10 protein-coding genes are annotated in these 14,239 nt (G+C 41.9%); 9 read left to right on the top strand and 1 reads right to left on the bottom strand.

Features of this window, described 5'->3' with window-relative positions; genetic code table 11:
* Positions 1–606 precede the first annotated feature (606 nt).
* The 6 genes from liaF (at position 607) to UE46_RS12135 (ending at position 5,605) form a co-directional block, all read left to right on the top strand.
* Complete coding sequence (gene liaF, locus UE46_RS12160) at positions 607–1,320, top strand: cell wall-active antibiotics response protein LiaF (RefSeq protein ID WP_036058867.1); 714 nt, start codon at positions 607–609, stop codon at positions 1,318–1,320.
* Positions 1,317–2,372: a sensor histidine kinase gene (locus UE46_RS12155; RefSeq protein ID WP_036058869.1), complete on the top strand. Its 1,056-nt coding sequence runs from the start codon at positions 1,317–1,319 to the stop codon at positions 2,370–2,372. Before liaF ends, UE46_RS12155 begins: the two co-directional genes overlap by 4 nt.
* A complete protein-coding gene (locus UE46_RS12150; protein ID WP_036058870.1) occupies positions 2,369–3,007 on the top strand; it encodes a response regulator in 639 nt (212 codons plus the stop codon). Before UE46_RS12155 ends, UE46_RS12150 begins: the two co-directional genes overlap by 4 nt.
* Before the next feature lie 17 nt (positions 3,008–3,024).
* Positions 3,025–3,684 carry a potassium channel family protein gene (locus UE46_RS12145; RefSeq protein WP_036058926.1) on the top strand — a complete coding sequence of 220 codons (660 nt, stop codon included), beginning with the start codon at positions 3,025–3,027 and terminating at the stop codon, positions 3,682–3,684.
* A 170-nt stretch (positions 3,685–3,854) separates the two neighbouring features.
* On the top strand, positions 3,855–4,766 hold the full coding sequence (locus UE46_RS12140) for a hypothetical protein (RefSeq protein ID WP_036058871.1): 912 nt from the start codon (positions 3,855–3,857) through the stop codon (positions 4,764–4,766).
* The gene (locus tag UE46_RS12135; protein ID WP_036058872.1) at positions 4,763–5,605 is read left to right on the top strand and encodes an FUSC family protein; all 843 of its coding nucleotides are present in this window, start codon (positions 4,763–4,765) and stop codon (positions 5,603–5,605) included. The genes UE46_RS12140 and UE46_RS12135 overlap by 4 nt, the downstream gene beginning before the upstream one ends.
* A gap of 113 nt (positions 5,606–5,718) precedes the next feature.
* On the opposite strand, the gene UE46_RS12130 is transcribed toward UE46_RS12135, so the two are convergent.
* Entirely contained in the window at positions 5,719–6,678 is a 960-nt protein-coding gene (locus tag UE46_RS12130; protein WP_118907662.1) for an LCP family glycopolymer transferase, read from the bottom strand.
* Positions 6,679–6,846: 168 nt separating this feature from the next.
* On the opposite strand from UE46_RS12130, the gene UE46_RS12125 reads away from it, so the two are divergent.
* The 3 genes from UE46_RS12125 (at position 6,847) to UE46_RS12115 (ending at position 14,215) form a co-directional block, all read left to right on the top strand.
* Positions 6,847–7,542: an N-acetylmannosamine-6-phosphate 2-epimerase gene (locus UE46_RS12125; protein ID WP_036058873.1), complete on the top strand. Its 696-nt coding sequence runs from the start codon at positions 6,847–6,849 to the stop codon at positions 7,540–7,542.
* A gap of 123 nt (positions 7,543–7,665) precedes the next feature.
* Positions 7,666–10,773: an alpha-mannosidase gene (locus UE46_RS12120; RefSeq protein ID WP_036058875.1), complete on the top strand. Its 3,108-nt coding sequence runs from the start codon at positions 7,666–7,668 to the stop codon at positions 10,771–10,773.
* 205 nt (positions 10,774–10,978) lie between these two features.
* Positions 10,979–14,215, top strand: coding sequence for an immunoglobulin-like domain-containing protein (locus tag UE46_RS12115; protein WP_051492772.1), 3,237 nt, complete (start codon positions 10,979–10,981; stop codon positions 14,213–14,215).
* Positions 14,216–14,239 lie beyond the last annotated feature (24 nt).

Raw genomic sequence — 14,239 nt, 5'->3', positions numbered from 1 at the left:
AAAGCCGGCGCAGGGGAACAAGAACTGCCTAGTTTCTAGGCAAAAGCGAGTACCGGAGCGGAATGTACGATTTGTACATGAGCCTGGAACGAAGCTTTAGTGATAGAAATGAACGTTGTTCATCAAAAACAAAGAACAAACGAAAAACAAAGCCAGTCCCGCGAAACCTCAGGGGGACGAGAGTTGCTTAGTTTCTAGGCAAAAGCGAGTACCGGAGCGGAATGTACGATTTGTACATGAGCTTGGAACGGAGCTTTAGCGATAGAAATGAACGTTGTTCATCAAAAACAAAGAACAAACGAAAAACAAAGCCGGTCCCGCGAAACCTCAGGGGGACGAGAGTTGCTTAGTTTCTAGGCAAAAGCGAGTACTGGAGCGGAATGTACGATTTGTACATGAGCACCGGAACGGAGCTTTTAACGACGAAAATGAGTAACTCTCGTTCCCCTGAGAGATGGAGTAGGGCTAGGGGTGTAGATGTTTTTAAAACTCAGGCAACTGTCATAATGGCGCGGCACTATTTATAATGGGAGCAGAAGATATATTTCTAGTAACCCGTTTTTGAGTTTCGAGCTCAATAATATAACAGGAAGGGGGTGTTTTCAGATGAAAAAATTAGAAGGCTCATTTATTTTCTTATTTCTCGTATTAGTTGCAGTTGGTATTGTCTTTGAGATGCTTTTCAGATGGGAGTTACTCGTGTTATTCGCAGTCGGGATTTGTTTTTTATTCACTTCGCGCAAAGAGGGTATTCCTAAAAAGAAAGCTCGGACAAGACTTTTTATTGCAGCGGTTTTTATATTGATTTCAGTACTTTTGACTGCGACGTTTAAAATTGGGCTTGTGATTGCAGGAATTTTTGCGGTGTATTTTTATGTTAGTCGAAAGCGCGCACCACAGTTGTTGATGGTGAAAACGAATGATAAGGCGGAGAACGGTAATCCACGGAATACGTTTATTCGCAATCAGTGGTTCGGCAATCAGCGGGTGCTAGATGTGGTATATGAATGGGATGATATCAACATCCAAACGGGGATCGGTGATACGATTATTGATCTTGGAAATACGGTTTTGCCTACTGGCGAGAGTATGATTTTAATTCGGAGTCTATCGGGTAAAATTCGCTTGTTGGTACCGTTTGATTTGGGGATTTGTCTGGAGCACTCCGCGATCTTTGGAAATCTTCAGTATGATAAAGAAAGTACGGTCGTGCAAAATGACACGATTAAGCTTTATTCGGACAATTATGAAACGGCACCACGTAAGGTGAAAATTATAACTTCTGTTGTGCTCGGCGATTTAGAGGTGATTCGATTATGACCTTTACGCGTGCTTCGATGTTAACGACAGCGGGACTTTTACTCTTGGCTTCTCTTGGAACAACAGTTATTTACCAATCGGTAGGCCATATTTCTTGGTATGAACTTTTGATTGGGCAGAAGATCTTTTACTTGCCGTTTATCGTTTTTATCGTTCTAACTTCGATTTCGGTGGGCCTTATCGTTGGTGCGATTATCGGTTATATTATTAAGCGGAAATTTGAGGCCATTGATTTTTCTTTGCGGTTATTGGAGCAAGGGGAATATGAGAAAAAAACAGCGGATGAAGAGGAAGCTTATCTCGAGATTCAGCAGGTTTATAAGCAAATTGAGCGTTTACGTGATAAAATGAAAGCACAAACAATCATGACCCAAGAGATTGCGAATGAACGTGCGGAAACAACGGGTCAGACGAAGGAAGCTATTTTGGCGGAAGAACGGCACCGGATTGCTCGTGAATTACATGATTCGGTGAGTCAGCAGTTGTTTGCGGCAATGATGTTGTTATCGGCACTCAATGAGCAGAGTGAGAAAAATGCGACGCCAATGATGCAAAAACAGCTGAAAATGGTCGAGTCGATCGTGAATGAATCGCAATCGGAAATGCGTGCGCTGTTGCTACATTTGCGCCCGATTCAATTAGAAGGAAAATCGTTAAAAACTGGGATCGAGCAACTTTTAAAAGAGTTGACGACGAAATTACCGATTCAAGTGGAGTGGCAGATCGAGGATATTTCGTTCCAAAAAGGCATCGAGGATCATTTATTCCGCATTGTGCAGGAGCTACTTTCCAACACATTACGGCACTCAAAGGCGAACTTGCTTGAGGTACGGATGATTGAGATGGATAATTTGGTTGTTTTAAAAGTGGTCGATGATGGTGTCGGCTTTGATATGAATAAACCGCAGACGGGTTCCTATGGTTTGCAAAATATGCGTGAGCGGGTGGCGGAGTTTGGCGGCTCGATTAAAATCATTAGTTTTCCTAAGAAGGGAACGAGTGTGGAGATTAAAATACCTCTGATGAAGAAAAAGGATGTGGACGGCGAATGATAAAAGTTTTACTAGTAGATGATCACGAAATGGTGCGAATCGGTGTGTCTGCCTATCTTTCGGTGCAAGATGATATGGAGGTCGTTGGGGAAGCGGAGAATGGTCGTGAAGGTGTCAAACTTGCGATGGAACTGCGTCCAGATATTATTTTGATGGATTTAGTGATGGATGAAATGGACGGGATTGAGGCTACGCAGGAAATTATGCGCCAGTGGAAAACTGCGAAGATTATTATTGTGACGAGCTTCATTGATGACGAGAAGGTTTATCCAGCGCTTGAAGCGGGTGCGTCGAGTTACATGTTAAAGACATCGACGGCAAGCGAAATAGCGGATGCGATTCGTGCTACATATGGCGGGGACTCTGTGTTGGAGCCGGAAGTGACTGGCAAGATGATGCAGCGTTTGACTGCGAAACCAGAGAAAAATTTGCATGATGATTTGACCAATCGTGAAAACGAGATTTTATTATTGATTGCGGAAGGTAAGTCGAATCAGGAGATTGCGGATGAACTTTTTATCACGTTAAAAACGGTGAAGACGCACGTGAGTAATATTTTATCGAAGTTGGATGTACAAGATCGTACGCAAGCCGCGATTTATGCGTTTAAACATGGGATTGTTGGTAAAGAGTAAGGAGGCGAATGTTTGCGATGAAAGAAGGATTTGCAGTTATTGGTTTAGGTCGATTTGGCGGTAGTATTTGTAAGTCGCTTGTCGAGCAAGGAATGGAAGTATTGGCGATTGACTCAAGTGAAGAGCGTGTTAACGAGTTTATGTCGATTGCGACGCATGCCGTGATCTGTAATTCAACCGATGAGAATGCATTGCGCCAGCTCGGAATTCGTAATTTCGAACATGTGATTGTATCGATCGGTGAGGATATTCAGTCGAGTATTTTGACGACGCTGATTCTGAAAGAGATGGGCGTGAAGTACGTGACGGCTAAGGCAACAAACGATAAACATGCGAAATTACTTGATAAAATTGGAGCGGATCGCGTGGTTCATCCTGAGCGTGATATGGGTCGCCGAATCGCGCATTATATCGTTTCTAAAAACATGCTGGATTATTTAGAGCTTTCGGATGAATATAGTTTGGTCGAGATTTCTGTTTCGAATCGCCGTTTTCTGGGGAAAAGCTTGCATGAACTTGATTTTCGGAATACGTATGGTGTGAATATCGTTGGAATTAAGCGTGATAAGCAGATGATTATTACACCAGAGGCGACAGATGTGCTGCAATCTAGCGATATTCTGATTGTTATTGGTAGCGATGACGACATTGAGCGCCTACAAGAACAAATTCAATAGATGAGTGAAAGTTAGGCATGGCATCGATGCTTAGCTTTTTTATTTTGATCCTATTCCAATGTCTATTTATCTGGAAACTGGGGTATATGATATACAGCTATCCGAATGGACCAATTTGTGATAAAATTTCTATATGATACTAAACTTGGGAGAAAAGGGGACAACGCAGAATGAAAAAACTAATTTTAGCGAAACTAGGAACGAAGGGCTTAATACATATGTTGCAAGTTTTTATCTTTGCTCTTATTTGTGTAGGTTTCCATACGCTTCTGATACCACAATTTATTGGCATACTTCCAATCGCTTTGTTGATGGGGATTATTTCGATTCAACCGACGAGTGGGTTTACAAAAAAAGCGATGTCAAAAATAGGCGTGATGTTCGTATTTGCCTGTGTGATTGTCGGAATATCCTCTGTCTTCTTTGATATGAATGTATATGTTTATTTTGTGGTGATGGTTGTGGCGTTATTGGTCATTAACTTTATGATACCTCAAAAATATATGGTTATCACGATGGCGATAGGAACGGCGTTATTTTTCTTGGATACGTCAGATATGAATGCCCCTTATTGGGTTGTTTTAATTATTATGATGTTGGATGTTGCCCTCTTTTTTATCGTGGTACGTTTGATTGTACGATTTGTACATATTCCGGTGGAGAAATCGATCCAGATCATGATGAAGCAAACGATGGCACTGTTGCAAAAAGAACTACACACGATGTTAGTGAAAAAAGAAGCAGGGAAGCCGAAACCATTGTACGGGATTTTTGTACAATCACAGATGTTGATTCATGAATACGGGGCTGGGAAGCAGAAAGACCCGGCACATGTGGAGATTTATAAGAAAACATTGGCGTCATACTTACAGGCTTATTTCAGCTTATTGACGATTTCCGAGTTGGGTGAGTATAACATCGATGAAGCTGCGAAGGAAGAATTGCGTACGATTGGTATGGATGATATTTCTGTCGTTGCGAATGGAGATCCAATATTGACATTTCATATTAAAGAGTTTGCGAAAGGTATAAAGGGGATACGTGGCAGTATTGAGACGCTTGACGGGGGTGAAATCGCATGAAGACGACATTAAGAGAACGATTAACCTTGGATCCTCGTGTTGCTAAAGTACTGATCAGTATGCTTATTTGTATCCTGCTGTATCCTTTCTTCGGTAAGTATATTGTGTATCCGACCTATGTATTTAATGCGATTTATATTACAGCTCAGTTGACGAAAGGCGCGACTTATAAATCGAGTATGGAGCGTATTCTAGGTACGCTTGTTGGTGGTGCGACGGGTGTTCTTTTCTACTTTATCGTCCCAGACCATCATTTTTTGATGATACCAATCGCGGCTACAATTGCCGTGCTATGGGGCTATCTTTTTGTTGGTAAATTTACGCCTGTTATTGCTGTTATCACGGTCATGATTCTGGTGGGTAAGGGTGAAGGACAGCCGGTGCTCTATATTAATAATCGGATTATCGACACGTTGATTGGTCTTGCTATTGGTTTGCTTGTCTACTCCCTCTATCCGAAAAAGAAAACAGAGATGAATCGGGTATTTTATGATCATGCAAAAGCTTGTTTGACACAAATTGAAAAAATCCGCGTGAAATATCAAAATAAAGAAGCGTTGCATGATGATTTAGTAGGGGCATGGAAGGCTTTGCAGGCTCTGAAACAAGAAAGAATGACGATTGTTAATGATAGCAGTTTTGTGCCTAAGGTAGAGGATGCAGAGCCAATGCTGTCCCTCATTCATGATTTGGAACAGATGCTACAAAATTTGGAGGTTTTATACCACCATCCACTTTCAGAAGTTACGGAATCTGGGCTCAAAGAAGTTATTGCATTCCATGAACAGATGATAGATAAGCTGTATGAAAAGACGAATATGGAGATACAACGACTATAAATGGCTTTGCTCATCAAAAAAAAGCAGGAATCTTATATGTTCCATTTCTACAATGGCTGCATACAAAGATTCTTGCTTTTTTATTTAAATTGAATTTCAGTTATGCCTCAGCTTCATTGACTCAATCCTAAATGTTCTCGGAAAGCTTTTGTTGCGGCTGTTTTGGATTTGGCTTCGGGTTCGTAGTAATACAGGTTGAAGCCATATGCTTCGCTGTAGATTGAGACGCCTTCACCTTCCATTTTGAGTGTATCGACATTGTTTCGGACACTCGAGTAGTTTGTGGCAATTTCGATGATGTCGTCCATTGCAAGGTTTGTTGTGAAATTATCGCCGACTGCTTTTAGAAGCTTGTTGAAATGCGTAATAGAAGTGGTACCAGCGAGTTCGTTGCTTATTCCCATGATGACATCGCGTTGACGGTCTTGGCGGCCGAAATCTCCGCGGGGATCTTCATGACGAATGCGCACGTATTGGAGTGCTTCTTTTCCGTTCAAGTCGATTTTACCTTTCACAAAGCGTTTGTTGACTTCGGTTAGATTGATATCATTCGTGACACGGACACCGCCCACAGCTGATACGAGATCGCTGAAGCCTTTCATATTGATGGTGACGTAATAATCGATTGGAACGTTCATGAGCTTTTCTACGGCGTTTACAGTGCCTTCTGCGCCGCCTTTTGAATAGCTACCATTTATTTTACCAATATCGCCGTCATCATAAGTCACTTTTGTATCACGAGGGATACTGAGCATTTTGACGGAGTTCTTTTCTTTGTTAATCGTTGCAAGAATCATGGAGTCAGAACGTCCGGTTTTCTCGCCAGCTCGAGCATCTGTCCCAATCATCAGGATAGAAAAAGCGTGGCCGTCTGTTAGCGTACTAGTGGAGGTCTTGTCTTTAGATAGTGGTACATGAATACTGTTCAATGTTTGTTGGATACCGTTATAATAATGAATGGCGAAGCCGCCTAATGTGAAGGCGATTCCGAGTAGGATAACGAAGGAAATTTGAAGTCGATGCATGAGTCTGGATGGCTTTTTCTCAAAAGGTTGAAAGCGAATTGTATCCATATTTTGTCCTATCTTTCTGTGTGTGTTTAACACGTCTTATTTATTAGAAAATGGCTATAGGTAGTATAAATACTGCATTATTGTTAAAATTAACACTATCACAATGTTATCACTCCAAGGAGTATAAATCAAATTAGAATTTAATGATAATTTAGGAGGAATTTTGCCATGAAAGATGAAGAAAAGGTTTTAAAAATGGCTCGAGGGTTGATTGTTTCGTGCCAAGCATTGGAGGATGAGCCATTACACAGCCCATACATTATGGCCAAAATGGCGCTTGCTGCTAAGGTTGGTGGAGCGGTTGGAATTCGAGCGAATACAGCTGTGGATATTGAGGCGATTAAAGCAGAAGTGGATTTGCCAGTTATCGGGATTTATAAGAAAAATTATGGTGAGTGTCCAGTATTCATTACGCCGACGATGCAAGAGGTAGATGCGATTGTGGCAACGGGAGCGGAGATTGTTGCGATGGACGGGACGAATCGGCTTCGCCCAGATGGCACGTGGATCGCGGATTTATTCCCTGAAATTAGGCGTAAATATCCAGAGCAGTTGTTTATGGCGGATGTTGCGACGCTGGAAGAGGCGGTTACAGCGGAAAAATTAGGATTCGATTTTGTGGCACCGACTTTATTTGGCTACACGGAAGAGACAAGTGGGAAGAAAATAGCAGATGATGATTTTGCTCTCTTACGCCAAATTGTGCGTGAGGTTCGGATGGCACGAGTGATAGCAGAGGGGAATGTTTTAACGCCAGAAATCGCGAAACATATTCAGGATATTGGTGTTTTTGCGATCGTAGTTGGTGGTGCGATTACACGGCCTCAGTTGATTACGGAGCGGTTTGTGGATATATTGCAATGATTTTGAAAAAGTAGGTGCTGATTGTAGGCATCTGCTTTTCTTTAGTTTGTCTATTTGACATGATAAATTCCTATGTTATATTTTATGAATGAAAGCGTTTAACTAACGGAAAGGTGTGATGGTATGTTTTGGACGAAGGAAAAGGTGCAGAATCGGAATGTGGAGGTTAGTGGATATCGGTATGTGAAATCGGAGGTTATCGCGGAATTTGGTATCTTAGAGGATCAGGAAGGTGCGATTGGGAGTTACCCGGATGGGCTTGATTTCACGGAGACGATTGGGATTGGTGAGGATTGGCGTGGACGGGATCGCTATGTTTGGTTGAAGGCAAGTGTGGTGTTGCCTGCGAAACGAGAGGGTTGCCGGATTCTGGGGTTCTTTGATTTCGGGAAGACGGGGGACGGGAATAATGCTGGTTTTGAATCGCTGTTGTTTGTGAATGGCGAGCCGTATCAGGGCGTGGATCAGAATCATAAGGAAGTGTTTTTTGATGATGCGCTTGCTGGGACGCGGGTGGAGCTGATTTTTAGGCTTTGGTCGGGGCTTGAGGGCGGCGGTCAGGTGAGGACGCAGGAGCATCGGTTGAACGAGGCGTTTATTGGGTATTTGGATGTCGCAGTGGACGATCTGTATTATACGGCTTTTGCGGCTTTGCAAACGCTCGATTATTTAGGGGAGAATAGCACGGAGCGTTACGGGTTGATGCAGGCGCTGGACCATAGTTTTCGCGTGATTGATTGGGCGAATCCTGGGAGTACGGAGCATAGGGCGTCGCTTTATGAGGCTGGACGGGTGCTTAATGCCAAGATTGACGCGATGCCGAAAAATTTTGATGTGACGGTGACGTGTGTCGGGCATACGCATATTGATGTGGCGTGGTTATGGCGTTTGAAGCATACGCGTGAGAAATCGGCGCGGTCGTTTTCGACGGTGATGCGTTTGATGGAGCAGTATCCGAATTATGAATTTTTGCAGTCGCAGCCTCAGTTGTATGCGTATATTAAGACGGATTATCCGGATATTTATGCGAAGATTAAGAGTCGGGTTGCAGATGGGCGTTGGGAAGCGGATGGCGGGATGTGGCTGGAAGCGGATTGTAATATTCCGTCTGGTGAGTCGTTGGTGCGCCAAATTTTGCAGGGGACGCGATTTTTTAAGGAGGAGTTTGGCAAGGAGAGTAAATTCTTATGGTTACCGGATGTGTTTGGGTATAGTTGGGCGTTGCCGCAGATTTTGAAGAAGTCAGGGATTGAGACGTTTATGACGACGAAGATTAGTTGGAATCAGTTTAATCGGATGCCGCATGATACGTTTTGGTGGCGCGGGATTGATGGTTCGGAGATTTTGACGCATTTTATTACGTCGCCGGATGTTCATGATCTTTATTATACGTATAATGGGAATATCACGGCGCGGACGGTGAAAGGTGTTTGGGACGGTTATCGGGATAAGAATTTGAACAATGAGATGCTGGTTTCGTATGGTTTTGGTGATGGTGGCGGTGGTCCGACGCGCGAGATGCTGGAAATGATTGAGCGGTTTGACAAGATGCCAGGCATGCCAAAAGTGGAGATGGGACTTGCAGGACCTTATTTTGAGCGCTTGCATGAGCGGGTGGAGAATTCGGAGGAATATGTACATACGTGGAATGGCGAGCTTTATTTTGAGTATCATCGCGGGACATATACTTCGCAGGCGTATAACAAGAAAATGAATCGAAAATTGGAGTTGCTGCTTCGGGATGCGGAATGGTTCCAAGTTTTGCAGGCGGCGCAGACGGGTGATTTTGCGGCGTATCCGAGTGATTTGTTGCAGGAAAGTTGGCGTATTGTATTGCGGAATCAGTTCCATGATATTATTCCGGGTTCTTCGATTCACGAGGTTTACGAGGATTGTGTCGAGGAGTATGAGGAGGCGGAGAATTTGGCGCTGATGGCTTATGATGAGATGAGCGCGATGGATGAGGAAGCGCCGAATGCGATGACGCTACTTAATAGTTCTATTTGGGAGCGGCCGCGCTTGGCGGAGATTGCGATTCAGGAGAATGAAGCAGTCATATGGAAGGATGCAGACGGGAAACGACTGGATGCCCAACGGAATTTAGCAGGAAGTTGGCTTGTAGCGGTGGATTCCTTGCCTTCAATGGGGGCTGCGACGCTTACGTATGAAGTTACCGAGGAATTTGTTCAGGATAAATCGCTAGCTCAGGTTGATGACGGGGCGCTTGAGACGAATCGTTATCGTGTGACTTGGAACGAGGCTGGTCAGTTTACTTCGATTTTTGATAAGATACAGGTACGTGAAGTGCTAGCAAAAGGTGAGCGTGGGAACGTATTGCAAGTTTTTGAGGATAAGCCGCTGAACTTTGATGCCTGGGATATTGATATTTATTATCAGGAAAAAATGCGTGAAGTGACGCAACTGGAAAGTGTGGGGGTAACTCAAAATGGGACGCTACAAACAACCTTACAAATGAAATGGATTTACGGTACTTCGACGATTTCGCAAGCGATTCATTTCTATCGTGATAGTGCGCGGATTGATTTTGAAACAGAGATGGATTGGCATGAAAAGCAGCAACTGCTGAAAGTCGCGTTTCCTGTAGATGTGATGGCGACGGAAGCGACGTATGATATTCAGTACGGAAATGTGAAGCGGCCGACCCATTGGAATACAAGTTGGGACTATGCGCGTTTTGAGACAGTTGGGCATCAATGGGCGGATTTGAGTGAGGCAGGGTATGGTGTTAGTATTTTGAATAATTGTAAGTATGGGCACGATATTAAGGATCATGTGATTCGCTTGACGTTGCTAAAATCGGCGACATATCCAGATGTGACGCAGGATCAAGGTGAGCACGCGTTTACGTATGCATTACTGCCGCATGCGGGCGATTTTGTGCACGGAGATGTTGTCCAAGAAGCCTGGGCGTTGAATAATCCGCTTCGTGTGGCACTTGGCTCTCATGATAACCGCTCCTTGTTGAAAACGGACTGTGAGCAAATTCAGGTTGACGCCGTGAAGAAAGCGGAGGACGAAGATGCAATCGTTGTGAGGTTACATGAATTTACAGGAGGCCGATGTCATGTGAAGATGGTGAGCGATTTCCAAGTAGCGTCATGGCAGGAATGTGATCTGATGGAGCGCCCAATCGGGGAGAAGATGACAGACTCATGGGAATTCCCGATCCTTCCATATGAATTGAAGACGTTTAAGCTGAAATTAAAATAAGCTAGCAGAGCAGAGGTTATCATAGCCTCTGTTTTTTTATGGTCATTTTCTTCATTACTTAAAAACGTCATATAACTGTCACAAATTATATCTAAATACAGGAATTTTAAGGTTTTTTGTACGAAATAAGAATGCTAGTATAGAATGTATAGGCTTGACAGTGGGAGCTATGTAAAAATAGATAGGAAAGTAGGAGAAATATGAAATGAAGAAGAAACAAACGTTATTATTTTTAATCGTATTAGTAGGTATTATTATGGTAGGATTTGGTCGCCCAATTTATGCCGATGAATTGAAAACGAAACAAATAAATTCATTAGAAAAAACACCGTGGTTCCAAAATGCAGGCCTTACAAAGGGGATTACACAAGATAAACAAGATTTAGGAATCATTTTACCAGCCAACATGGAGTTAGAAGTTCGTCAAACTAATCCCATTTTTACAGATAGCTTGGTATTAGAATTATTGAATGATGATCGCCAAACGGAGAAGGAGAAACCCGTAACTTCAGCTTGGCAAACAATCAGTAGCAATTATGTTACTGTTCCATTCATCAGAACACCACGAGGCGAAGTTAGACCAGTGCTAGAGTACCGGGTAAAGGGTGATTCTAAACCGTTACCAATTTATACGGATGGTAGTAAAGAATCAGAATTTTTTGGTAAATGGGATAGTACTAATGCTGAATTTGGCTTGATTACATCGAAATATTTTCAGATGTTGGTTCCGAAACTAGATAAAGTATATGTGAGAAATATGCCAGATTTCTCTTCTATAGATCAGTTGTGTGCATATTATAGTGATATATTTGAGACTTATAATAAATTAGCAGGGATTTCTTTTTCTCCTGTAAATCCAACAGATAAGAACATTCCTAATAGATATTTTATAAAGGCAAACGCTCATGGGGAAGGTTACGCCTATTACGGTGTTTTGGAGACAGGTCAAAACGAGTCTTCTATATCTGCTTATCTAACAAAAGGATGGGTGGTATTGCACGAAATTGCGCATGGATATCAAGGTGCCTTTATGGAGCGTTCTTCATTTGATGTTAACGAAGTGTGGAATAATATTTATGCAGAATCGTATGAACGAAAATATTATGGAGCTGACTATTTAACAAAAGGAACACAAACGAAAAATGGAGAAAAAGAAGTAAGAGAAGCTTCTTTTAATAAAGTTTGGCAATTAGAACACCAAGCATTAAATAAGTGGTCAGGTAGTGACAAAGAACGACTCTTCTCTCTATTCATGAGAAAGGGTGGGGACGAAGGTTTGACTAATTTCAATCAGCAATATCGAAAATTAGCTAATATGCCTAATTTTGTACGAGAGAATTATGATTTGCTGGATTTAATGTCTAAATACTTTGGAGAAACAAGTGGATTTGACTTTACACCGGTGTTGGAATCTGTACGAGGAACAACGGAAGAGAAATTACAACAAGATATAGAGTATAAGGATTATAAAGCAGTTGCCCCATTAAAAGAATTAGTTAGTGCTTCTGAATTGGAGAATGCACAAAAGAAATTGAATTTGGAATCATATTTGTCTTTAGTAGACACGGATCAAATGGCAGAATTGAAATTGACAGGAAACGCTACAATTAAACTAAGTATTGATGATTTTTCACAAATTAGTGGGGGCAATCTAGTTATCAAGAATGGTGCTAAAATCGTAAAAACAGTGAAAATTACATCAGAAACAATCAATCTAGGATCACTGCCTAAAGGTATTTATACGGTATATGTACCAACTGGAAACTCGCAAAAGTACAGTATAGATCAACGGTATTTAAAAGTTCAAAATGATGAAAATACATTAACGATGAAATATACACCTAAAAAAATGAGTCATTTGATAAACCCAGTGAACATCTCCATGCTAGGATTAGCGGAGTGGAAAATCGGTTATTTGGATGTAGATATTGAGAAGGAGCAGATGGTAGTTAACATCAACAAAGCATATCCCAATTTCTTATTCGGTAATAGTCAATATATGAAAGTGCAAGTTATCGATGAAAAAGGAAAAGAGACCTATAATAAAGAGATAAAAGGCGACAATGAGGCTTTATTTTCGGATAAGGTAGTAATAAAAGAAGGCTATAAAATAAGTATTTTCTATGCAGAGCCAAACTTCTTAAGATTTAATAATGCTGGATTTATGGATAAGAATATAATTTTTACAGTCACTGCTTCAGGACTTCAGGATGGATCGCTTGGAGCAAACGGTTTGGATTGGGTGAAGGTGAAAATTGATGATGCTGCGAAACAAATTAGAAATAACCCAACGATGTTCGCGAGTGACTATAGCACGCTAAAAGACGATGTACTACTGGCAATTAAGGGTTTGCCTGAATCAGCGCGTTCAGAGCTAATGGAAACTTACAAAGATGTACTACCCAAAGATTTATCACAGCCAAGCCCAGCATCTATTGAGGGGCCTTCTGTGTTAAATGTGGAGCAGACGAACACGGGGACTTTGACGACGCAAGTATTACCAGTAGCCGCGGATCAAGGCGTGAATTTTGAGTCAAGTAATAAAGGTGTCATGACGATTGACGCGTCTGGAAATTGGCATGCTGTTGGAAAAGGTGAAGCTGTTATTACGATAACGTCGAAAGTAGATAATCATATCACGAAGAAAATCACTGTAAAAGTAACAGAGAAAATGGATTACAGCTTGGCAGTGAATGCTTATAAACTTGATAGCGGCACGTTAACAGGCAAGTTCGGCAAGCATATTTCAAAAGTACGGTTATGGATAAATGGGAAAGTTGTGACACAGGCAACGACGAACGCAGCTGGCGAATATGTATTTGATAACGCGAGCAGCTTTATTCATTCTGCAACAGATGTGGCAGAAGTTGTTGGCGTTGACTCGGCTTATGTAGAACGAGCAAGAATAAAAGTACCTGTGACAGGACAGTCGGAATCCAATACGAATTTGACGCAAAATCCATATAATATTGGAGATATGGCGTTAACAGGCCAGTTTGGTAAAGCTATTTTTAAAGTGCGTTTATTTGTCAACGGTATTGTTGTAACGCAAGCAACGACGTCTGAAGATGGAACATATACCTTTGCGAATGCCTCGAATTTCATTAAATCATCTACAGATAAAATTGAAATCGTTGGTGTGGACACGCAGTATAAAGAAGTGAAACGAATCGTAGCAACCGTAACTGGCAAAGCTCCAGACACATCTTTACAAGCGAAAGAGTTTACATTTGGAGATAAAACAATTACGGGAACTTTTGGAACGGCGATTTCCAAAGTCCGCCTAGCCGTAAATGGTACCATTGTTCAACAAGCAACGACCGTGGATGGAGGATTTACCTTCACAAGTACCAACTATCTCATCAAAAATCCAACTGATAAAGTAGAGATTATCGGTGTAGATGCACAGTATAAAGAAATAAAACGAATTGTCCTCAACTAAATTATGTTACAGCGCTTCTTTCTT

It is taken from the genome of Listeria weihenstephanensis, assembly GCF_003534205.1.
Taxonomy (GTDB): Bacteria; Bacillota; Bacilli; order Lactobacillales; family Listeriaceae; genus Listeria_A; species Listeria_A weihenstephanensis.
This window is presented reverse-complemented; position numbering and strand designations above follow the sequence as displayed.